The organism is Corynebacterium sp. HMSC055D05 (genome assembly GCF_001810365.1).
Classification (GTDB): Bacteria; Actinomycetota; Actinomycetes; order Mycobacteriales; family Mycobacteriaceae; genus Corynebacterium; species Corynebacterium coyleae.
On record NZ_KV801073.1, the window covers coordinates 133,575 to 155,296 of the forward strand.

Genomic DNA, 21,722 nt, shown 5'->3' on the forward strand with positions numbered 1-21,722 from the left:
CTGCACAAACTGCCCCGGCAACCTTACCCGTATGAGCCCTAAAAACCTAAACTCATCTGCAACGTTGTGGATAACTTCCCCTGGAGTCACACTAACCACTCCCGTTATCCACAGATTTTGCGCAGACCCTGTTCTTTTCCGCGCCGCAATGGTCCTTTGAGAGCATGCATTGCCTATCGACGACGCCACGTACCACCACAGCCACCATCCTGCTCGGAGCCCTACTGTGGTGCTCCCCCGCCACCGCCCTTGCCTGGGTCGATCCCGCGGCAGGCACACCGTATCCCCGCGCGGTATCCCGTCCTGCGTCAATCCCGGAGGAAAATTGGAAGCCTGGCCACCGTGGCGTGGATCTGCCTTTGAAGCTCAACGCACCTGTGCTCGCTGCGGGCGACGGGGTTGTGGCGTTCGTCGGCACTGTCGCGGGCACTCCTGTGATCTCGATTGACCACCCAGGGGGCATTCGCACGACCTACCAGCCAGTGCGCTCAGACCTCAAGGCTGGCGACAACGTTACGGAAGGCCACATCATTGGCAGACTTGCGCGCGCCACAAGCCACTTTGCTGGCGAACACGACGGACTGCACTGGGGTGCGCTTACAGGACCTGACAAGTACATCGATCCGCTCACACTGCTGGAGCCACCGAGAATACGACTTAAGCCCGTGGATGCGCCTGGTCGTAGACGTTTTTGAGCCGCTGCGCCGAGACGTGTGTGTAAATTTGCGTGGTTTGCAGGCTTGAGTGCCCAAGCATTTCCTGCACAACACGCAGATCCGCTCCGCCTTCGAGCATGTGCGTCGCGGCCGTGTGGCGAAGGGTGTGCGGACTGATGTCGCTGACACCGGCACGTTGCCCGGCGCGCTCGACAACGCGGCGCACTTGGCGTTGGTCGATGCGCCCGCCACGGGATCCGACGAATACCGCATCCTCTGCTTTGCCATTGGCCAGTTCGGAGCGCCCGAACTCGAGCCACTCGTTGAGCGCCAGTGTTGCTTCGCGCCCGAATGGGACCACGCGTTGTTTGTTGCCTTTGCCGGTCACGCGGGCAAGCCCGCGAGCCAGGTCAATGTCGGCGAGGTTGAGACCGGTGAGTTCGCCAACACGCATGCCGGTGGCGTAGAGCAGCTCGAGCATGGCTCGGTCACGGAGGTGTTCGGCGGGGTGGGCGTCGTCGGCGGTATCCGCCTCGACGAGTTCTGTGGCACGCTCTCCTCGCACGACGTTTGGCAGCGCGCGATTCACTTTTGGTACTTTGAGGCGGGCTGCTGCGTCGTGGTCGATGTAGCCCTGGCGGTACGCCCAGGTAGAGAATGCGCGCGCGGCTGCGGTACGGCGCGCAAGGGTGGCTCGGCTGCGCCCGGCGGTCAGTGCGTCGGCCAGCCAGGTGCGAAGCGCCTCCAGGGTGAACGCGTCGAAGGTGTCTGCGTACCCGGCGAGTGTCGCCAGGTCGGAGACATACCCCTTCACTGTGTTTGGGGAGCGCCCGAGGACAAGCGAGGCGTAGTCGGCGAAGTCGTCGACAGCAGCCTGCACTTGCCCCACAGTTTTACTCATGTCGCAGGAGTTTACTCCTTTCTCTGTGTTTACTCGGTGCGGGACCACACCTTCCGCTCGCGCTGCACCACTCCCCGTTTAGCGAGATCCATCAGGATATGCACCGCCAGTCCGATGGAAAGGCCAGCGTCTGCCGCGATCTCTTCAGCCGTTCGCGATCCTTCGCCTGCTCGTGGCAGTGCGTCGTAAATGCGCAGTTCGTTGTGGCTGAGTTGCTGCGTCAATGTCGGCGGGTACTTCATTTCCATCTGCTCGCCCGCATCGAAATCCCCCGTATGCACGATGTGCTCGTGAATCTGGTCGGCGTTGAGCACCATCGCCGCCTGCTTGTTCTGAATGGCGAGGTTCGTGCCGAGCGACTCCGTTGCAGTAATGGGGCCCGGCACTGCCATCGTTTGTTTATTCATTGCATTGGCCCACTTCAGCGTGTTTAACGCACCTGAGCGAAACGCCGCTTCCACCAGCAGGGTGCCCTGGGTCAGCCCTGCTACGAGACGGTTACGGGTGAGGAACCTGTGCCGGTCCGGGGTCGTGCCGGGTGGGTACTCGGTGACAATGGCTCCCCCGGCGCGCACAACCCGATCGAAGAGTGGCTCGTTGCTCAGCGGGTAGACGTACCCCGGCCCGCAGGCAGCGACCACGATGGTGGGTGCGCCGCAGTCGAGGGCCGCCTGGTGTGCGATCGTGTCGATACCCAGTGCACCACCAGAGACGATCGTGTACTGGTGTTTTGCCAAACCCCGCACAAGGTCATCGGTAGCGTGACGTCCATACTGCGTTGCTGTTCGTGTACCGACAACGCCGACCGACTGTGCAAGTAGCTTCGCAAGGTCTGCTTCACCTTTTACCCACAGCGCGTGTGGTGCAACCGCTTCTTCGTTCAGGGAAAGTTTTCGATCATCGTCCGGATACTCACAGTGGAACGTGGGCTTGATGTTCTCTCCAGGCCAGCCTGGCGAGTCTGGAGTCAGCAACGTATATCCGGCGGCCCTAGCACGCGCGAGATCCTGCGCAGGTTGGTCCCAGGTATAGCGGTTTTGCGTCTGCGGTCCTAGGGCCCCGATCCAGCTTGCACGCGTGCGCACACCGTGGGCAATCTCGTCCGCGCTTCGCCCGTTGGTAATGAACTCCTGAATGTGGATCGAGGGTCCCTCGACAACACGGCTGAGATACGCCCAGGATTCTGGCGAACTTACATTCCTCATGCCGCCACCTCCTCTGGTGCGGTGCGCATATCGACGGCGCGAGCCACATGGTCGATATCCGGTTGCGTCACGCCTTCCAGATCCGCAAGCGTCCACGCCACCTTCAGGCTCCGATCCACGCCACGCTGCGTGATACTTCCGGTGCGCAGCAGCGAGGACAGGTAGGCCATCGCTGCTTCGTCCGCGGGAAATTGCTTGCGGATCAAAGTTGGGGCAACGCGAGCGTTGACGGACTCGTCGATACCAGCCTGCGACCAGCGCTCTTGGGCACGCTCGCGCGCCTGCATGACACGCTCGGCGATGACTGCCGACGACTCCGCGTCACCCGGGGTAACCACCGTGGAATCCGCTGAGGTCTGGATGAACACATCCAGCCGGTCGAGCAACGGGCCGGAAACGTTGGATAAGTGCCGGGCCCGCTCAGCCACCCGACACGTGCAATTGCCGTTGACCCGCTGGCACGCACACGGGTTCGCAGCCAGAACGATTTGCGTATCAGCCGGGTAGACAACTTCCCGGCGCGAGCGCGTCAGGCGCACCTCACGCTTTTCTAGCGGGATCCGAAGCGCGTCGAGAACGTGCGCAGAAATCTCCGAGGCTTCGTCGAGGAACAGCACCCCATGGTGGGCCTGGCTGACCACCCCGGGGCGAGGCACTCCTGAACCGCCGCCGATGAGCGCCGCCCTGGTCAACGACGGATGTGGGGCGATAAACGGCCGGTTGGACACAATGCCGCCACTGGAAATTCCCGCAGCCGAGTGCAGCGCCGTGACTTCCACCATCTCCTCGATGTTCAGCGGCGGCAAGATAGAAGGCAGCCGCTCTGCCAGCATCGACTTGCCGGAGCCAGGCGGGCCGATCATCATCACGTGGTGCCCACCGGCTGCGGCGACCTCGAGGGCCTCGCGCTCCACAGTCATTCCGGCGATGTCACTGAAGTCCGCGACCGCTGCAGCGTGTTGGACCTCCGGCTCGCCGACGGTATCCAGCGTTGTCTCCCCGATGAGCCACTGCCACACCTGCGCCAGCGAATCTGCCACAAGGATGTTCTTCATGCCGAGCAGTGAGGCTTCTGCGGCGTTCTCTCGTGGAACGACGACGATGTCGGGGCCGGTGGTGGAGTCGTCGTGAAGCATTGCAATCAGCATCGGCAACACGCCGTCCACTCGGCGCAACGAACCATCCAACGCCAGCTCTCCGAGCAGCATCGTGCGCTCCAACCTGCGCTGCACCCGCGGATCCAAACTGCCCAAGACGGCAGCTGCAATCGGTAAGTCGAAGTGCGAGCCCGTCTTCGGCAAATGCGCCGGCGACAACGACACCATGATCTTCGTACGTGGCCAAGGAAGCTGCGAGTTGGAGATCGCAGTGCGAATCCGGTCGCGCGACTCTTTCACCGCAGCATCGCCCAACCCCACCATGTGGATCCCCGGAAGACCCGGGCCGACGTTGGCCTCCACAGTGACAAGCCGAGCCGTGATGCCCTCAACTGTTGCGCTGATCGTGCTAGCAAGCGGCATCTTCCACCCCCAAGTAACGACGAAGGACGAAATCATCGCCATCGGTGACGCACTCCACGACGTCGAAACGGATAGCGCGAACCCCCAACGCAGGATGCTCTCGCATCCACTGCGCAGCGCAACGACGCATCGTGCGCAACTTCTTCGCAGTGACCGCCTCCGCGGCACCGAACGCGCCACCCCTGCGCGACTTCACCTCGACGAACACAATCGTGCCGTCTTCGTCTTCAACGACTGCGTCAATCTCCCCTGCAGCAACGCGTTCTCGCTGACCAAGGACGGTATACCCTTGCTCCGCGTACCAGCGAGCCGCAGCACGTTCCCCCAATACGCCCAACTCCTGTTGGGCCGCATACCTGGCGTGCATACATTCCCCCTTATTGTCTTTTAGGACCAAAACATCTGGTGCCTATTAGACGGGCAAATGCACGCCCCGGTTCCCTACTCCGGGAATGTCAGCTCAGGTTTATCCAACTCTTCAATGTTGACATCCTTGTAGGTGATCACACGCACGTAACGCACAAAGCGCACCGCACGGTACATGTCCCACACCCACGCATCCGACATGAGGACCTCGTAGTAGACGTCGCCACCCTCCGTGTGCGGAATCAGCTTCACCGCATTAGCCAGGTAGAAGCGGCGGTCCGTCTCTACAACGTAGGAGAACTGGCTCGCCACGTCGCGGTACTCGCGGTACAGGGACAGCTCAACTTCTGCCTCGTAGTTGTCAAGATCCTCGGCGCTCATACATGACCCCTTAGCTCAGTGTGAAACCTGTCAGCGTCCCTGACGTTCGCATAACTATAACGATGTTCCGGGCTCGCCCCGTGGCGGCGCACCGCGTCCATATGCACCTTTGTTGAATAGCCCTTGTGGCCCTCCAACCCGTACTGCGGATAGTCCCGAGCCATCTCCACAACGAGCCTGTCGCGGCTCACCTTTGCCAGCACACTCGCCGCAGCGATACAACGCGCGGTGTAGTCACCGCCGACAACTGGCAGTTGCGGTGCGCGAAGCCCCGGCACACGAAACGCGTCCACGAGCACGTAACCCGGATCGACATCCAAGCCTGCGACGGCGCGCCGGGCCCCATCCAGGTTGGCGTGTTGGATCCCGCGCCGATCAATCTCTGCCGCGGGAATGTGGATGACGCGGTAGGAAACGGCGGCGTTGCGGATTTCGTCGAAAAGCAACTCGCGCTTTTTCGCCGAGAGTTTCTTCGAATCCGTCAACCCCTCAAGCGCAGCAATCGGCTTGATGGGCAAGACGCACGCAGCGATGGTCACAGGGCCGAAGCACGCGCCCCGACCAGCCTCATCGACCCCCGCCACCGGCCCCAGCCCGGCCTTGTCCAACGCGACCTCGTAGGTGCGTAACTGCTTAAGACGGCGCACTACCCTACTGCTGAATGTCCGGGTCCGACACACCCTGAAGGCGGTTCAGCGGGAAGACAACCGCCTGCACCTTGCCGCGGATATTCTCCTCCGGAATAGTTCCCTGGAACTGATCCCCCAAGTGGTAGCGAGAGTCCAGCGAGTTGGTGCGGTTATCGCCCATCATGAAGTAGTGGCCTTCCGGCACCGTCACCGGGCCGAAGTACGGACCACCACACGCATCCGATCCGGTCTCCTCATCCACCGGGTAGAAGTTCGGCTGCAAGATGTACGACTGATCGATCGGCTTACCATCAACCATGACCGCCGGGTCGCCCGCCTGACACGAGACAGTCTGTCCGCCGGTAGCGATGATGCGCTTGACCAACGTGTTTTCATCCTTGGGCACCAAACCAACCCAGGAACCCACCTCCTGCAACCCACGAATCGCAGGGTTCGAAGAACGGTTGGAGGAAAAACCCGTGTTCCACGAATCCGTACCGGCGAACACGATGACATCACCCGGCTCAGGGTCCGAGAAGTAATAGCTGACCTTCTCCACAAAAATGCGGTCGCCCGAACCGTCCTCGCCATGCAGCGTTGGCTCCATCGACGCCGACGGAATGACATACAGCCGGCCGATAAACGTTTGCAGCACGAACATGATCACCAACGTGAGCACAACTACCACCGGGATCTCGACGTACCAGGGAAGGTTCTGCTTCTCGTCGCTGCTGTCAGCGCCATTTGCAGCGCCGTCTGCAGGGCGGTCTGCAGCGTTCACCTCATACGATGCATCCTCGGCAGCGTACGGGTTGTGCGGCTTAGGGGTCTGGGGCTGCCCGTTGGCGGGCACATTCGCGTTGGTCACGCCGGATAGGTTAGCACCGCACCCCGACACCCTGAGAACGCAACGTGCCCCGCCCGAGAAACTCGGACGGGGCACGTGGTGCGGCTAAAACTAGCGACGCTCCTTAATACGAGCAGCCTTACCGCGCAGATCGCGCATGTAGTACAGCTTCGCACGACGGACGTCACCCTTGCGGACGACCTCAATCTTCTCCAGGTTCGGGGAGTGCACCGGGAAGGTACGCTCAACGCCGATGCCGAAGGAAACCTTGCGGACGGTGAAGGTCTCGCGGATACCGCTGCCCTGGCGACGCACAACGAAGCCAGTGAACACCTGAGTACGGGTCACAGAACCCTCGATAACCTTAACGTGAACGTCGAGGGTATCGCCCGGGCGGAAGTCCGGGATATCGTCACGGAGCTGGCCTGCGTCAACCAGATCAATAATGCCGTTGCTCATGAAAGCAATCCTTTTCGTTTTCGGACAGAGGACCCTGGCGGCACTTCCCTAATCAGGGCGCTCGGCCGGTTCGTGTCGATTACAACAACCTGCAGCATTCTACATACTGCCCGGTCACTTCCCAAATCCGGCACGTTTGAGTGCGTCCGCCATCGAGCCAGCTGCTTGACGACGATCACCGCCCCGGTTCTGGTTTCGCCCCTGGCGCTGCTTCTGACCGCCACGGTTCTGGCCACGGCTCTGCCCGCTGCGTTGTTTCTGGCTGGTGGTCTGGCCGGGCTGGCCAGGCTCGTCGTCAAGCCGCAGGCTCAACCCAATGCGGTTGCGAGCGACATCCACATCCATCACCTTGACCTTGACCACCTCGCCGGAGCGCACCACCTCGTGCGGGTCAGAGACAAACTTGTGGCTCATCGCGGAGACGTGAACCAGACCATCCTGGTGCACACCCACATCCACGAACGCGCCGAAAGCGGCAACATTGGTCACGGTTCCCTCGAGGATCATGCCGGGCTTGAGATCCTTGACCTCGTTGACGCCTTCCTTGAACTCCGCAGTTTTAAACTCAGGGCGCGGGTCGCGCCCCGGCTTGTCCAGCTCGGCGAGAATGTCGGTCACGGTAGGCACACCGAAAGTGTCGTCAGCGAAATCCGCCGGCTTGAGTTTGGTGAGTACCGCCGTGTTGCCGATGAGTTGCTCGGTGTTCAGGCCCGTCGCCTGGGCGACGCGCTCCACCACCGGGTAAGCCTCCGGGTGTACCGCTGAGCCATCGAGCGGGTTCGTCCCGCCCTGGATACGCAGGAAGCCAGCGGCCTGCTCGAAAGCCTTCGGCCCCAGACGCGGAACCTTGCCCAACTCCTTGCGGGTAGCAAAACTGCCGTGCTCGTCGCGGTACGCCACGATGTTCTTCGCCACCGTGCCGGACAGACCAGCGACACGCTCAAGCAGCGGTGCCGAAGCGGTATTGACGTCCACGCCAACTGAGTTCACCGCATCCTCCACCACAGCGTCCAACGTCTGTGCGAGCGCCGTTTGATTCACGTCGTGCTGGTACTGGCCTACGCCGATCGACTTCGGGTCAACCTTGACCAGTTCCGCCAAAGGGTCCTGCAGGCGGCGCGCAATGGACACTGCGGAGCGCAGCGAGACATCCATGTCTGGGAACTCTTCGGCTGCGATTGGGCTTGCCGAATAGACCGACGCGCCTGATTCGGACACAACCACCGGAGTCGGGCGCTTGCCGCCAGCCTGTGCGATGAGGTCCGCTACCTCGCCGGCGAGCTTCTCCGATTCGCGCGAAGCGGTGCCGTTGCCAATAGCGATGAGCTCGACTCCGTGCTGGGCAGCCAGCGACGCTAACTCGGCACGCGACGCGTCCCAACGGTTCTGCGGCTGGTGCGGGTAGACGATTGTCGTGGCCAGCACCTTGCCGGTGCCGTCCACAACCGCGCACTTCACGCCGTTGCGATAGCCCGGGTCAAGCGCGAGCGTTGCGCGCTGACCTGCGGGGGCGGCGAGCAACACGTCACGCAGGTTGGTCTTGAACACCTGCAGCGCGCCCTCCTCGGCCTTTTCCTTCAACCGCATGCGGGTATCCAGGTTGGCCGACACCTGCAGTTTCGTGCGCCAACCCCACTGCACCGCCTTGGCCAACCACGCGGAATCCTTCACCGGCAGATCGAAACGATCCGCGATCATGCCCTCAAAGACGGCCTCGTCTCCCGGGTCGAGGTTGAGCGTGAGCACGCCCTCGTTCTCACCACGCAGCAACGCCAGAATGCGGTGGCTGGGCAGTTTGTCGAACGGCTCCGAGAAATCGAAGTAGTCCGCGAACTTCGCACCTTCCTGTTCTTTGCCCTCAACGACCGAGGAGCGCATGGTGCCCTGCTCGTACACGCGGTCACGCACCGCACCGACCAGGTCGGCGTCAGTGGCGAACCGGTCCACCAGAATCGCGCGGGCACCGGCAAGTGCAGCCTTCGTGTCCGGGAATCCTTCGGAGAGGAACCTCTCGGCGAGGGTTTCGGGGGTGGCGGTGGGGTCGTCGATAAGCAATTGCGTCAAATCCTCAAGACCTGCCTCGCGGGCGATATCCGCCTTAGTCTTGCGACGCTTCTTGTAGGGCAAGTACAGGTCCTCAACGCGCGCCTTCGTATCGGCTGCGAGAATCTCGCGTTTGAGATCGTCGGTAAGTTTGCCCTGCTCCTCAATACTTTCGAGCACCGCGGTCTTGCGCTCAGCGAGCTCGACGAGGTAGATGTTGCGCTCCTCAATGTGGCGCAACTGCCCGTCGTCGAGCCCACCGGTGGCTTCCTTGCGGTAGCGGGAAATGAACGGCACGGTGTTGCCCTCGGCGAGCAGTTTCAGCGCCTGCTCGACCTGAGATTCCCGAATGTTGAGTTCGTTCGCGATGGTGACTGCGATTGATGTCATTCGGGCGATCTTAGTCGCGCCGTTGTTGTGCCAGCTTTACAGCAGCACCTGCGCCAGAATCGAGCCCACCACGCACGAAGTGAACACCGAGATCGCACCCGGAATCAGGAACGAGTGGTTGATCACGAACTTGCCAATTCGGGTGGTGCCGGTGCGGTCGAAGCCGATGCAGGCAAGATCCGACGGGTAGGTGGGCAGGATCCAGTAGCCATACGCCGCGCCGTAGAAGCCGACAATGACCTTCGGGTCGATGCCCAAGGCAAGCCCGATCGGGGCGATGGCGACCAGCGCCGCAGCCTGGGAGTTCACCAACTTGGACACAATCAGCAACACGATGGCGTACGCCCACGGGGCAGCTTCCACAACAGAACCGAGGCTTTCCTCCAACTGGTCGATGTGCGCGGCGAAGAACGTATCCGCCATCCAGGCCACGCCAAACACGGAGAACACCGCGGTCATGCCTGCCTTGAACACCGGTGTCGAGGCGATCTTCTTGTGATCCACCTTGCAGAACAGCAAGATGATCGCACCGGCAAAGAGCATCACCATCTGGATGGCGAGGTTCATGGACAGCGGCTTCATGCCTCCGTCACCGTCGTCGAACGCGGGACGCAGGCCCTCAAACGCGCCGAGAACAACCACGAACGCGATCGCACCGAGGAAGATCCACACCGCGTTGCGGGCGGACTTTGGAAAGACTTCGTCCAGAAGCGAATGGCTGGACTTGTTGATGGACTCCGCAAACGCCGGGTCCTGCATGCGCTCCTGGAATACCGGATCCTTGTCCAGATCCTTGCCACGGTGCAACGACCACAACGCGGCCAAGATCACGCCGGAAAGCGAAGCCGGAATGGCAACCATAAGAATCTGCGGGATCGAATACGCCTTATCGATCACTCCGGCGTTCTCCGCCAAAATCGACGCGAGCGACACGGTGGCAACCGACACCGGCGAGGCAGTAATACCCATCTGCGCCGAAGTAGAAGCAACCGCCATGGGACGCTCCGGGCGAATTCCCTTCTTCACCGCAATGTCCTCGATAATCGGGAACATGGTGTACACCACGTGGCCGGTACCGCACAGCACAGTGAGGAACCATGTGGTCACCGGAGCCAGCAGGGTGATCCGTTCGGGGTGGGCGCGAAGGAGCTTCTCGGCTTGCTGCATCATCACCTCCAATCCGCGCGATTGTTGGAGGGTCGCCGCACAGCCGATGACTGCGATGATGGTGAGCATAACGCCCACCGGTGGTTCGCCCGGCTCCAGACCGAAGACGAAGACCATGAGCATAAGGCCGATGCCAGAGATCAGACCGAGCCCAAGGCCCCCGTACCGCGTACCGAGCAGAAGAGCGCCAAGAATGATGGCGATTTGAAGGACAATTGCGAGCCCCGAAGCGGGGTCGAGCACTGACGCGAGCATGGGTGTCCTTTCGTTTTTGCAACGCGTGTAACACACCAAACATTACGCGACCAATGATCGGATCTTTAAATTATTCTAAGGTGATTTCTACCACCTCAGCAGGCATTACCCCGCCGTGTACCCGCTCCACTGCGTGCCCTTCGGCAACGCATCCGCAACAGCCTGCGTCGCATCCTCCAGCGAAAGCACGGTTCGCCCTCTCACCATGAGCGTCGTTTCGTTCCGCTCGATCGTCTCCGCACGGTAGCCAGCCTGTTTCAATGCCCGTCGCAGTTGCTTTGCGACGACACGCTGCCCGCCCACCTCGAACACCGACATAACCTCACGCGAATCCAGCATGAAGCGGTCGTCTTCGCTGAGCTCCACCTGTTCGAGCAATTCAGGCCTGACGGCACGGGTGCGTTTCAACGACTGTTCACGGCGCCACGCATCAACCTTCTTGTGGTCGCCGGAAGTGAGTACCTCCGGAGCCTCGATCCCCCGCCACACTCGAGGCTTTGTGTAACTCGGCCCCTCAAGCAACCCATCCGAGAAGCTGTCCTCCTCGTGGCTTTCAGTGTTGCCAAGCACTCCGGGGATCAACCGGGTGACTGCCTCCGCGATGACCAGTACGGCGACCTCGCCACCAATGAGTACATAGTCACCAATGGACACCTCACGCACCCGGTAGCGCTGCTTCGCATCCTCGAAGACACGCTGGTCGATTCCCTCGTAGCGCCCGCAAGCGAACACAATGTGTTCCTCGCGCGACCAGGCACGGGCATCCGCCTGCGTAAATGGCTTTCCGGCCGGTGTGGGAACGAGCAACAGCGGCTTTGAGGCGTCATCGCCTGCCACTGGGGATTCGTAAGGGCGTGGTGCAACGTTTGCGACATCGTCGTGACGCAACTTGTCATTCCGGTGCTTGGCCGCCGAGTCCAGCTCCGTGCCTGTGCGTCCCGCAGCGATATCGTCGAGCGCCGGACCCCACACCTCCGGCTTCATCACCATGCCAGGACCACCGCCCAGAGGGGGCGCGTCTACCGACTTGTGGTTACCCGTCGCCCAATCGCGCAAGTCATGCACACCGACGTTGAGGATTCCCTGCTCAATCGCCTTACCTAACAGCGCATGACGAAGCGGGTCGAGATATTCGGGAAAAATAGTGACGACATCGAGGCGAAGCACCGGCTTCGGGTTAGACATCAAGCAGTCCCTCCGGCGGCGTAATCACCAGGTAGCCATCAGCGAGGTCAATATCCGGCACAAACTCCATAACGAAGGGCACGAGGACTTCCTTGCCGTGATAGTCGATCTCCAGAATCTTGCGATTCGGCGCATCCATCACGCCAGTAACAGCGCCAACTTCATCGCCGTCATGGCGGACCTTCAACCCGATGAGTTCGTGGTTGTAGTACTCGTCGGAATCCTCGTCGCGCTCCAGAGGTTCTGCAAAAAACTTCATGCCCCGCAGACTGTCCGCAGCGGTGCGGTCTGGCACCTCCTCAAAACTGACGAGGAGGCGCTTCTGATGAGGCCGAACCGTCTTCACAGTCAAGTGCTGTTCCTTGCCGGCCTGGCGGCCGGTGAGCACCTCGCCGACAACAATGTGGTCTTCAGACTCGTCGGCGAGGAGCTCGACTGCTACCTCACCCTTCACGCCGTGCGACTTCACGACGCGGCCAATATTGAGCTCCATAATCGGCTACGGTAGCAGTCCCACAAATTGCCCTTGTCGGCCTACCAGACCTTGTCGCCACGAACCGTGGCGTCGAAGCCGCCGTCGATAAAGACAACCTGGCCGCACAGGTGGGTATTCTCCTCACTGGTCAGCCATGCAATAAAGCTGGCCGCGGCCTCTGCCGGCATCCAACCGTTCAGCGGCATCGGCACCTGTGCCAACTGCGCACGACCCTCGTCGGTGTTGCGCAGCTCTTCAGTCATCGGGGAAATCACGACGGCCGGCGCAATAGCGTTGAGCGCAATGCCCTTGCCAGCCCACTCCTCGGAGATCGCGTTCTTGCGCACCCAACGAGCAATGGCCTGCTTAGAGGACGAGTAGTTAAGGTATGCAACTTCGGGGCCCTGGTCAGCAAGTTCCTGACCACGCTTGACGGTGGCTTCCTCATCACCAGCAAGCATCGCTTCAATCAACTGGTCATCCGCCGGCTGCAGTGATGCGATCGACGCCGTCACCACAGCGCGCGGCGCATCCGACTTCTCCAGCAGCGGACGAAGCCCCTCAAGCGTTGCCACCGCGCCGAAGTAGTTCACCTGCGCGGTCTTCGGCGTCGGCGCCTGCATACCGGCATTCGCAATGACGCCGTCGAGCTTTCCTTCGGAAAGCTTGGTTGCCTCATCAACGAGTGCCTGCCGGCCCTCAACAGTTGTGAGATCCGCATTGATATCCGCATTCGCAATATCGGCAGTAATCACCTTGTGGCCGCGAGAAGTAAGCAACTCCGCAGTCGCCTTGCCAATGCCGCCCGCGCCACCAGTCACCAAAAACGTACGAGCCATGATCCGCTCCCCTTTCGATTAGGAAATGTCTACATGCCCAACCGTACGCAAGTTTTGCAAAGCTGCAGCACGAAAAACCCCGCACCGGCACGAAAAGTGTGCGGTGCGGGGTGTCGTCGATAAGCGAAAGGCTTATGCCTCCTCGGCCGGAGCCTCCTCAGACTCAGCCTCAGCGGACTCGCCCTCAGCCTCTGCAGCCTCGGCCTCTGCGGCAGCTGCAGCCTCAGCAGCTGCCTTAGCCTCAGCGTCTTCCTTAGCCTTCTTGCGCTTCTCGGTGATCGCCTCAGCGGTCGGGCCGTTCTTAGCCTCTTCCAGAGCCTGGTTGAACAGGTCGAGCTTGGACGGCTTCTCCTCAGCAACCTTGAGGGTGCCCTCAGCACCGTCGAGGCCCTTGTGCTTCTGCCAGTCGCCGGTCACCTTCAGCAGCGCGAGCACCGGCTCGGTCGGCTGTGCGCCGACACCCAGCCAGTACTGAGCGCGCTCGGAATCGATGCGGATGAGCGACGGCTCTTCCTTCGGGTGGTAGATGCCGATGCTCTCGATGACAGCACCGTCACGACGGGTGCGAGCATCAGCGATGACGACACGGTACTGAGCGTTGCGGATCTTGCCAACGCGCTGCAGCTTGATCTTTACAGCCATGGTGTACTTCCTTTAGGTCACTGGGCAGTGCAGACACTCGCCGCTTCTCGACGAGCCGGTTCAACCCTTCTTATTTACCCTGCGCGTGCCTGGCCGGTCGACCATCCCCTCCCAGGCAACCTGGGAAGGATCCAGACGGATCCGGCGCGTACGCAGTTATAGACTTGTCGTGCCAAACGCCAACAATGACGTCAGACAACCTTTGACACCTTACGGGCTAAAACCCCAAGACACCAAACTCCCGCACGGCAATGCCTTGCAATGCCCCGGTGTGGCTGGTTCGGTCATGCAAAGTTCAGACTGTATGGTCTTTACCGATTGCGACGCGCATTGCCAGCTGCAATACACGTCGCCTGTAACGAAATAGAAGTAGTTGACAAGGTTGGACACGATGGCAGGACAATCGGCACAGTCGACAAAAGGCTCGACCGCATACCGCGTCGACCTCGATGGGCTGCGTGGATACGCCATCGCACTCGTCGTCCTGTTCCACGTCTTCGTCGGACGTGTCTCTGGTGGCGTCGACGTCTTCCTGCTGCTGTCCGGTTACTTTTTCCTTGGCGGGCAACTGCGATACGCTCTGCGTCCGAACCCAAACCTGAACCCGTGGTGGCCCCTGTGGCGCACCATCCGCCGACTCGTACCGGCGCTCGCACTTGTCATCGTTAGCGTTGTCCTTCTCGTTCTCGCGTTTACGCCAGAACTGATGAGCCAGCAGCTCGCGAGCCAAGTCACAGCGTCGATGCTGTACTACCAAAACTGGGAACTCATCGCCCAAAATGCCGACTACGCTGCAGCAAGCCAGGAAACATCCCCGCTACAGCACTTGTGGTCAATGTCGGTCCAGGGCCAGTTCTACATCTTCGGCATCCTCATGGGCACCCTGCTGGCCTTTGCGGTATCGAAGCTCAAAGCCAACCCTGTCTGGGCACGGCGCGTAGCTATCGGGGTGCTGGCGCTCATCACTATCGCCTCCTTCGCCTGGGCCTCCCGCTTCGGTTTCGTCGGCACCGGCGCCAACTACTACTCCACGTTCTCTCGCGCATGGGAACTCTCCCTCGGCGCACTGCTCGCCTTCGTACCAGCCGAGCGATTCTTCCCACAGCGTTTCGCCTGGTTCACTGCGCTACTCGGCGTCGCAATGATCACCATCACCGGCATCGTTATCCCAACGTCGCTCGCATTCCCCGGCCCCCTCACACTGCTGCCACTGACCGGTGCCGCACTGGTCATCCTGTCAGGCAACAGCAACGCTGTCTCCGGCGTGCTGGCATCTGCACCCATGACCTGGCTGGGCAAGATCGCTTACTCGCTCTACCTTTGGCACTGGCCGCTTTTGATCATCGTCACCGCCCTCGGCGGATACGCCGTTCCCCCAGCATGGCTCGGCGCATGTGTCATCGCCGTGTCCCTCGCCCTCGCACACATCACCCACATGCTGGTGGAAGATCCACTACGCCAGCATCGTGCGCGCCCGCGTGCCATGGATACGCCGGTGCGCGACGCGGGGTCGTCGCTACGCACGTGGCCCGGAAAATTCCGCGCAACGGGTGGTGTGCTCACCGCCGCTTTGTTTGCCGCAGCACTTGCCATCCAGCCAATCTGGAACGATCGTATCGACGACGCCGACAAACCCCTCGACCCCGCCATCTACCCAGGCGCACTCGCACTCGCCGGCGCCGAAGTCCCCGACGTCGAAGCCCGACCAGACCCGAACCTGGTTGCAGGCATCTACCCACCAATCGGACTGGACAACTGCATGGTCTTCCTCCCCGAAGGCCCAGACATCATGCCGGGACCTCACTGCGTATACGGTGACCTGGAAGCCGACACCACCATCGCACTGGTCGGCGGCTCCCACATCGAACCATTCGGCATCCCACTGGACATCCTTGGCAAACGCCACGGCTTCAAAGTTGCAACATTCGTGCGCCAAGAATGCCCACTCGTCGTCGGAGGCCCCTGGGACCCCGCCAACGCCGACATTGTCTCGCCAGAATGCGCAGAATGGGGCGAGAACGCGTTCGCAGAACTCGTCGAACTCAACCCTGCCATGGTGATCTCCACCTCCACACGCCCCGCAGGTCACGCAGGCGGTGGCATCGCCTCTCAGGACTACGTGCCTGACGCATACGCAAACTTCTGGCAACGCCTCGCTGAATACGGCATCCCATTCGTCGGCCTGCGCGACAACCCATGGATGTTCAACCCCGACGGCGACCCAATGGACCCCAACCTGTGCCTCGTAGCCGGATACTCCGAAGCCGACTGCTCCATGGACGCACACGTGGTCTACTCCCCTGAAGACCCTGCGAAGTACTTCCTCGACGGCGGCTACAACCAGTGGGAAATCGACACCGCCAGCTGGTACTGCATCGACGGCATCTGCCCGCCGCAGATCGGCAACATTTACATCTACCGCGACCAGAATCACATCTCCAACGCGTACGCCGAATCGCTCGCCCCATTGATGTGGGAAGAGCTCACCCCGATCTTCAACAAGCTTGGGCTTATCGACGACACCACGCTGGCCCCCGAAACCGCCACCGACTCTGCCCAAGATGGCGAAGAGGCCAACACCCTCTAAAGTGCTGGCCTCTCCCCCCTTTGATCTGTGAAGCGTTCGCGCTGCGGCGCGCTGCGCGCTAGAAGAACTTCCCCTTCTGCATACGCTTCATCGCCTCGTTGAAATCGAGGTTGTTGAGATCCATGCCCTGCATGCCCGCAGGAAGCTGGCTCTGCAACTTTTCCAAATCCTTCATATCCGGCATACCGCCACCCATGCCCGGCATTCCTGGCATTCCTGGCATCCCTGGCATCTTCGGCATGCCCTGATTTCCACCGCGCTTCACCGGCTTGCGCTTGCCGTTCTTGCCCCGGCGACCCTTCGGCTTCTTCTTAGTAGCGCTTCGGCCCATGCCAGGCATACCCGGCAAGCCGAACTGGCTGGCCATCTGCCCCATCATCTTCTTCGCCTCGAAGAAGCGCTCCACCAACTGGTTCACATCCGAGACCTTCACACCGGAACCGTTAGCGATGCGCTTGCGGCGCGATGCGTTCAAAATCTTCGGATCCTGGCGCTCCTGAGGAGTCATACCGCGAATGATGGCCTGGATACGGTCGAGCTGCTTCTCGTCGACCATGTCCGCCATCTGGTTCATCTGCTTGCCGCCAGGCATCATCTTGAGCAGGTTGCCAATCGGCCCCATGCGACGAATCATGAGCAACTGGTCGAGGAAGTCCTCCAGTGTGAGTTCGCCGGAAGCCAACTTGGTTGCGGCTGCCTCAGCGTCCTGCTCGTTATAAGTCTGCTCAGCCTGCTCAATCAGCGACAGCAGATCACCCATGCCGAGAATACGGCTGGACATGCGGTCCGGGTGGAACACGTCGAAGTCGTCGAGCTTCTCGCCAGACGACGCAAACAGAATCGGCTTGCCCGTGACCTCACGGATGGACAGCGCGGCACCGCCACGGGCGTCGCCATCAAGTTTGGTCAGTGCAACACCAGTGAAGTCGACGCCAGCAGCGAACGCCTCGGCGGTAGACACCGCATCCTGACCGATCATCGCATCAATAACGAAAATGACCTCATCCGGATTCACTGCATCACGGATGTTGCGGGCCTGAGTCATCAGGGTCTCATCGATACCGAGGCGGCCCGCAGTATCGATGATGACCACATCGTTTTTGTTCTGCTTGGCGTGCTCAATACCCTGCTGCGCCACCGCAACCGGATCACCGTGCGAGGTGCCCATCTCGTGCTCATACGAGTCGATGGACGTACCCGGATCCGGGGCAAACGTCGGCACACCAGCGCGCTCACCAACAATCTGAAGCTGCTGCACCGCACCCGGACGCTGCAAGTCACACGCCACCAACATCGGGGTGTGCCCCTGCTTAGCCAAGTGCTTAGCCAACTTACCTGCCAGGGTGGTCTTACCAGCACCTTGCAGACCGGCGAGCATAATCACGGTCGGCGGGTTCTTCGCCAAATTCAACCGGCGAGTCTCACCGCCGAGAATGTTTGTCAGTTCCTCATCAACAATCTTGATGACCTGCTGCGCCGGATTCAGCGCTGCCGAAACATCGGCACCGAGGGCACGCTCCTTGACGCGCTTAATAAACGCACGCACAACCGGAAGCGACACGTCCGCCTCCAGCAACGCGATACGAATCTCGCGAGCCGTGGCGTTAATATCCTCCTCGGTGAGCTTGCCCTTGCCTCGCAGACCACCCAGGGCTGATTGGAGGCGGTCGGACAGTGACTCGAACACGGTGTGCACGCTCCCTTTTGCTTCTAGCGGAAAAGAATCCCCACAAGACTAGCGCGCGCCCCGGGTGATGGGCACATCACCGGGGGCGCGGGGTCGTCGACAAGCAAGCGCTTAGCCGAGAAGAGCGTCGACGAAACTCTCAACCTCAAACGGCGCAAGATCGTCCGCGCCCTCACCAAGACCAACCAGCTTTACCGGCACACCAAGTTCCTCCTGAACCTGGAAAACGATACCGCCCTTGGCGGTGCCGTCGAGCTTGGTCAGCACCACACCCGTGATGTCAACAACCTCACGGAAGACACGCGCCTGCGCAATGCCGTTCTGCCCCACCGTCGCGTCGAGCACCAGCAACACCTCATCGACGTTGCTCTTCTTCTCCACGACGCGCTTGACCTTGCCCAGCTGATCCATCAGACCCGTGGAGGTGTGCAGGCGGCCCGCCGTATCGACGAGCACCACATCAGCACCCTCGTCAACACCAGTTGCCACAGCATCGAAGGCCACCGAAGCCGGGTCCGCACCCTCCTTGCCACGAACCGTGGAAGCGCCGACGCGCTTGCCCCAGGTCTCCAACTGGTCCGCAGCCGCCGCGCGGAACGTATCCGCAGCACCAAGCACCACCGAGTGCCCCATAGACACGAGCACACGAGCAAGCTTGCCGGTAGTCGTCGTCTTACCGGTGCCGTTGACACCGACAACCAAGATCACGGCCGGTTTGCCGTCATTCGGCATCGCCTTAATCGAACGGTCGAGCTCCGGACGGGCAGCCTCAATCAGAGTTTCGCGCAGCATCGCACGAGCCTGCGCTTCGTTTTCCACACCACGCTCAGCGATCTTCTCGCGCAGGTTGTCCGTGATCTTCATCGTCAGACCCGCACCGATATCGGCCAAGATCAGCGTGTCTTCAATCTCCTCCCACGCGTCCTCGTCCAGATCGCCAGCGGAAAGAATGCCAAGCAGACCCTGGCCGATGGCGTTCTGAGAACGGGAAAGGCGGCCACGGAGCTTGCCCATGCGACCAGCTGCTGGAGCGATGTCATCGATCGGTTCGCTCGCGGGGGCCTCAACAACGACAGCCTCATCGGAAACCTCAGCACCATCCTGGAGCGCCTCTTCAGCACCCTCTTGAGCCACTACAGCAGCCGCAGCAGCCTCCTCTGCCTCCGCCGTGTCTGGCGTGTCTGGCGCATCGGGCGTTTCCGATTCGGCCTCAGGGGTTTCTACCTCATCGACAGCAGGTTCCGGCTCCGGTTCTGGAGCTGGCGCCGGCTCTGCGACGGGCTCCTCCACCGGCTCTGGAGCTGGCTTCGGCTCTGCTACCGGCTCAGGTTCTGGTGCCGGCTCCGGTTCTGGCACGGCACATTCTTCAACGACAGGCTCCTCCACAGGCCGCTCGGACGGCTCTGGCTGATCTACCTCCGTGCTGGTGGTGTCGTCGACAAGCAATGGCTCTTCATCAGGCGCAACTGCTTTCTCGATAACAGTCTTCGGCTCCTGCTCGGCCTTTTCAGGCTCGACTACCGGCAGAACCGGCTGGTCACGACGAATCGGCTCCGGCTGCTTCGGCTGAGCATCCGCCGGTGCGAAATTGAAACCGCCCTTCGCCTGATAATTGCCGGATTTCTCCTGCTGAGTGAGCTCCTTCGGCTCCTCCGGCTTCTCAAACGAAACGGTCTTCGACTCCTTGCGCTTCTTCCCCGCAACGACGATGCCCACGATGATCAGCACGGCAACGACGACCGCAACCGCCACCCAAAGGGCCGGGGAGTTCATCAACTCAGTGGTATTCATGCGTTCTAGTGTGCCAGCCGCCACGACACAAGGTGGAACAGCAATAGACACATTGCTTATCGACGAATCAACGCTGCAGGTCAGGCCCATCCATACGAACGGGTGTTCGAATGCGTGGCGATCGTGTCGGCCTGGTCTGTAGCTTCATTTTCAACTCAGTTAGCAGCACACGTAGCCGAGAGGGGGACCCATGACAACCATCATCGACCAACACGTCAACCAGATCACCGCTGGACTAGAAGCGCTGTCCAACCTCATGATGGAACCCGACTCCCTCCACCTCCTCGGCACCCACCAAGCAATAGAGCGGCTACACGGCTCATTGCCACTGCTCGGAAACGTCAACGCCGCCTTCGCACATCTCTGCACAAGGGACAATGCCGGATCCCTGGTCGGCGCCAACCATCCCGTGGAATACCTCACGCAACGCCTCGGCCTCTCCCGTGCCCAGGCGTTCGACCTCCTCAACCACGGCAAGCGCCTCTTCGGCGAGCCCGATATCCCAGCCCCACCAACTAACCCGGAACAAACCGAAGAGGAAAAGCGCGCCGCAGAAGAAGAAGCACAACGACGCAAAGAACAAGAAAAGAAAGCCCAGGAACGCGCCCGCAAGGCTGCACGAGAAAAGAAAGCCTCCGAAGAAAAGAAGCGCATTATCTCCAACGCGCTCAAGGACCTCAACGAACACGCCAACCCGGGCTACCTCGAGTGCTACTCCCAAGCCATGGAAGCCGCAGCACGCATGACCCCCGAAGAGCTCCGGAAGTTCGTCACCGACCTCGTCCGCAAAGCCAACCGCGCGGGGCTGGACTACGAAAAGAAAAAGGACCCCCTAGCCGCGTTTAAAAAACGAGGCATCTCCTTCGGACCCACCGATGCAGACGGCGGCTCCTACGCCCGGCTCTACCTTGACGCCGCATCACGCGCAAAATTCGAAGCAGCCCTCGCCGCCGGAGAAGCCCCCGGCTCTCACCTACCCGACGGCTCCAAAGACACCCGCACGAAACAACAACGCCGCTTCGACCAACTCATGCACATCCTGGATAACTACTCCCAGGCACGTATCACGCGCGACCGCGGCATCGGAACCGTTGTGGTGACACTGACCCTGGAAGATCTGGTCGGTGCTGATTGGCAAACACGCTTTTCCACCAATACCAGTGTGGATCTCACTGCCCTCGACATTCTTCACCTGGGCTTAGCAGGAGACACTTTTGCTCTCCAACTCGACTCTGCAACCGGTGTGCCACTATCACTCGGACGCGCCCGCCTCGCGTCGATTGAACAGCGCCTCGTCCTACTCGCTACCCAAGGTGTCTGCGCCTGGAACGGGTGCACCAAACCTGGCGTCGAACTCGAAGCCCACCACCTGCAGTCCTACCTCCACGGAGGTGTCACTGACCTCAATAACCTGATACTGCTATGTCGCGAACACCACAGATGCAACAACGACAACAGAGACGGAGCAGGTGGTAAGGGACACTTCGAAAAAGACCCCGACACCTGGGACATCACCCACCATCCAGCCGACGGCGGGCCACCGACCACGACCAGCACATGGCAGTTCGAACAGTCACCCGGTCAGCGGCATAAACGAAAAATTCGGGACAAACACCCAAGTTTCGACGACCAAGAACTACCGGGAACAGATCCACCCCTGTTCGCACCGGACACCGGGTAGCCATCTTGCGCTGTGC

The 21,722-nt window shown here is 60.9% G+C and carries 19 protein-coding genes; 3 read left to right on the top strand and 16 right to left on the bottom strand.

Annotation, left to right across the window (positions count from 1 at the left end):
• Positions 1-164 precede the first annotated feature (164 nt).
• Positions 165-695, top strand: a complete 531-nt coding sequence (locus HMPREF2734_RS06545) for a M23 family metallopeptidase (RefSeq protein WP_083279399.1) — start codon at positions 165-167, stop codon at positions 693-695.
• On the opposite strand, the gene HMPREF2734_RS06550 is transcribed toward HMPREF2734_RS06545, so the two are convergent.
• The 14 genes from HMPREF2734_RS06550 to rpsP form a co-directional block, all read right to left on the bottom strand.
• Positions 658-1,557: a tyrosine recombinase XerC gene (locus HMPREF2734_RS06550; RefSeq protein ID WP_070570011.1), complete on the bottom strand. Its 900-nt coding sequence runs from the start codon at positions 1,555-1,557 to the stop codon at positions 658-660. The genes HMPREF2734_RS06545 and HMPREF2734_RS06550 overlap by 38 nt on opposite strands.
• A gap of 29 nt (positions 1,558-1,586) precedes the next feature.
• The gene (gene dprA / locus HMPREF2734_RS06555) at positions 1,587-2,762 is read right to left on the bottom strand and encodes a DNA-processing protein DprA (RefSeq protein WP_070570013.1); all 1,176 of its coding nucleotides are present in this window, start codon (positions 2,760-2,762) and stop codon (positions 1,587-1,589) included.
• A complete protein-coding gene (locus tag HMPREF2734_RS06560; RefSeq protein ID WP_070570015.1) occupies positions 2,759-4,282 on the bottom strand; it encodes a YifB family Mg chelatase-like AAA ATPase in 1,524 nt (507 codons plus the stop codon). The genes dprA and HMPREF2734_RS06560 overlap by 4 nt, the downstream gene beginning before the upstream one ends.
• A complete protein-coding gene (locus tag HMPREF2734_RS06565; protein ID WP_070422259.1) occupies positions 4,269-4,649 on the bottom strand; it encodes a YraN family protein in 381 nt (126 codons plus the stop codon). The genes HMPREF2734_RS06560 and HMPREF2734_RS06565 overlap by 14 nt, the downstream gene beginning before the upstream one ends.
• Before the next feature lie 74 nt (positions 4,650-4,723).
• Complete coding sequence (locus tag HMPREF2734_RS06570; protein ID WP_070422258.1) at positions 4,724-5,029, bottom strand: DUF2469 domain-containing protein; 306 nt, start codon at positions 5,027-5,029, stop codon at positions 4,724-4,726.
• On the bottom strand, positions 5,026-5,676 hold the full coding sequence (locus tag HMPREF2734_RS06575; protein ID WP_070570017.1) for a ribonuclease HII: 651 nt from the start codon (positions 5,674-5,676) through the stop codon (positions 5,026-5,028). The genes HMPREF2734_RS06570 and HMPREF2734_RS06575 overlap by 4 nt, the downstream gene beginning before the upstream one ends.
• Positions 5,677-5,680: 4 nt before the next feature.
• A complete protein-coding gene (gene lepB, locus HMPREF2734_RS06580; RefSeq protein ID WP_371440426.1) occupies positions 5,681-6,511 on the bottom strand; it encodes a signal peptidase I in 831 nt (276 codons plus the stop codon).
• 105 nt (positions 6,512-6,616) lie between these two features.
• The gene (gene rplS, locus HMPREF2734_RS06585; protein ID WP_070422256.1) at positions 6,617-6,964 is read right to left on the bottom strand and encodes a 50S ribosomal protein L19; all 348 of its coding nucleotides are present in this window, start codon (positions 6,962-6,964) and stop codon (positions 6,617-6,619) included.
• Between the two features lie 114 nt (positions 6,965-7,078).
• Positions 7,079-9,397, bottom strand: coding sequence for a Tex family protein (locus tag HMPREF2734_RS06590; protein WP_070570019.1), 2,319 nt, complete (start codon positions 9,395-9,397; stop codon positions 7,079-7,081).
• A gap of 36 nt (positions 9,398-9,433) precedes the next feature.
• On the bottom strand, positions 9,434-10,819 hold the full coding sequence (locus HMPREF2734_RS06595; RefSeq protein WP_070570021.1) for an anaerobic C4-dicarboxylate transporter: 1,386 nt from the start codon (positions 10,817-10,819) through the stop codon (positions 9,434-9,436).
• A gap of 105 nt (positions 10,820-10,924) precedes the next feature.
• A complete protein-coding gene (gene trmD / locus HMPREF2734_RS06600; RefSeq protein ID WP_070570024.1) occupies positions 10,925-12,004 on the bottom strand; it encodes a tRNA (guanosine(37)-N1)-methyltransferase TrmD in 1,080 nt (359 codons plus the stop codon).
• Positions 11,997-12,497: a ribosome maturation factor RimM gene (gene rimM, locus HMPREF2734_RS06605; protein ID WP_070450978.1), complete on the bottom strand. Its 501-nt coding sequence runs from the start codon at positions 12,495-12,497 to the stop codon at positions 11,997-11,999. The genes trmD and rimM overlap by 8 nt, the downstream gene beginning before the upstream one ends.
• A gap of 41 nt (positions 12,498-12,538) precedes the next feature.
• Positions 12,539-13,318, bottom strand: coding sequence for an SDR family NAD(P)-dependent oxidoreductase (locus HMPREF2734_RS06610; protein WP_070450976.1), 780 nt, complete (start codon positions 13,316-13,318; stop codon positions 12,539-12,541).
• A gap of 132 nt (positions 13,319-13,450) precedes the next feature.
• Positions 13,451-13,960 carry a 30S ribosomal protein S16 gene (rpsP, locus tag HMPREF2734_RS06615; RefSeq protein WP_070570026.1) on the bottom strand — a complete coding sequence of 170 codons (510 nt, stop codon included), beginning with the start codon at positions 13,958-13,960 and terminating at the stop codon, positions 13,451-13,453.
• Between the two features lie 391 nt (positions 13,961-14,351).
• Here rpsP and HMPREF2734_RS06620 point away from each other — a divergent pair, with 391 nt between their 5' ends.
• Positions 14,352-16,547 (top strand): acyltransferase family protein, encoded by a 2,196-nt coding sequence (locus HMPREF2734_RS06620; RefSeq protein WP_070570028.1) that lies wholly within the window; start codon positions 14,352-14,354, stop codon positions 16,545-16,547.
• A gap of 58 nt (positions 16,548-16,605) precedes the next feature.
• Here the strand turns inward: HMPREF2734_RS06620 and ffh are convergent, their stop codons facing one another.
• Both ffh and ftsY read right to left on the bottom strand, forming a co-directional pair.
• Positions 16,606-18,234: a signal recognition particle protein gene (gene ffh, locus HMPREF2734_RS06625; protein ID WP_070422388.1), complete on the bottom strand. Its 1,629-nt coding sequence runs from the start codon at positions 18,232-18,234 to the stop codon at positions 16,606-16,608.
• 111 nt (positions 18,235-18,345) lie between these two features.
• The gene (gene ftsY / locus HMPREF2734_RS06630) at positions 18,346-20,025 is read right to left on the bottom strand and encodes a signal recognition particle-docking protein FtsY (protein ID WP_246816790.1); all 1,680 of its coding nucleotides are present in this window, start codon (positions 20,023-20,025) and stop codon (positions 18,346-18,348) included.
• A 190-nt stretch (positions 20,026-20,215) separates the two neighbouring features.
• Here ftsY and HMPREF2734_RS06635 point away from each other — a divergent pair, with 190 nt between their 5' ends.
• Positions 20,216-21,706 carry an HNH endonuclease signature motif containing protein gene (locus tag HMPREF2734_RS06635; protein WP_070422248.1) on the top strand — a complete coding sequence of 497 codons (1,491 nt, stop codon included), beginning with the start codon at positions 20,216-20,218 and terminating at the stop codon, positions 21,704-21,706.
• The last annotated feature ends 16 nt before the right edge of the window (positions 21,707-21,722 follow it).

Coding starts and splice junctions, on each gene's coding strand:
- dprA (WP_070570013.1), bottom strand. CDS start 2,762: ATGAGGAATGTAAGTTCGCCAGAATCCTGGGCGTATCTCAGCCGTGTT.
- rimM (WP_070450978.1), bottom strand. CDS start 12,497: ATGGAGCTCAATATTGGCCGCGTCGTGAAGTCGCACGGCGTGAAGGGT.
- rpsP (WP_070570026.1), bottom strand. CDS start 13,960: ATGGCTGTAAAGATCAAGCTGCAGCGCGTTGGCAAGATCCGCAACGCT.
- HMPREF2734_RS06610 (WP_070450976.1), bottom strand. CDS start 13,318: ATGGCTCGTACGTTTTTGGTGACTGGTGGCGCGGGCGGCATTGGCAAG.
- HMPREF2734_RS06635 (WP_070422248.1), top strand. CDS start 20,216: ATGACAACCATCATCGACCAACACGTCAACCAGATCACCGCTGGACTA.
- trmD (WP_070570024.1), bottom strand. CDS start 12,004: ATGTCTAACCCGAAGCCGGTGCTTCGCCTCGATGTCGTCACTATTTTT.
- HMPREF2734_RS06550 (WP_070570011.1), bottom strand. CDS start 1,557: ATGAGTAAAACTGTGGGGCAAGTGCAGGCTGCTGTCGACGACTTCGCC.
- HMPREF2734_RS06590 (WP_070570019.1), bottom strand. CDS start 9,397: ATGACATCAATCGCAGTCACCATCGCGAACGAACTCAACATTCGGGAA.
- rplS (WP_070422256.1), bottom strand. CDS start 6,964: ATGAGCAACGGCATTATTGATCTGGTTGACGCAGGCCAGCTCCGTGAC.
- HMPREF2734_RS06570 (WP_070422258.1), bottom strand. CDS start 5,029: ATGAGCGCCGAGGATCTTGACAACTACGAGGCAGAAGTTGAGCTGTCC.
- HMPREF2734_RS06545 (WP_083279399.1), top strand. CDS start 165: ATGCATTGCCTATCGACGACGCCACGTACCACCACAGCCACCATCCTG.
- ftsY (WP_246816790.1), bottom strand. CDS start 20,025: ATGAATACCACTGAGTTGATGAACTCCCCGGCCCTTTGGGTGGCGGTT.
- HMPREF2734_RS06620 (WP_070570028.1), top strand. CDS start 14,352: ATGGCAGGACAATCGGCACAGTCGACAAAAGGCTCGACCGCATACCGC.
- HMPREF2734_RS06560 (WP_070570015.1), bottom strand. CDS start 4,282: ATGCCGCTTGCTAGCACGATCAGCGCAACAGTTGAGGGCATCACGGCT.
- HMPREF2734_RS06595 (WP_070570021.1), bottom strand. CDS start 10,819: ATGCTCGCGTCAGTGCTCGACCCCGCTTCGGGGCTCGCAATTGTCCTT.
- HMPREF2734_RS06565 (WP_070422259.1), bottom strand. CDS start 4,649: ATGCACGCCAGGTATGCGGCCCAACAGGAGTTGGGCGTATTGGGGGAA.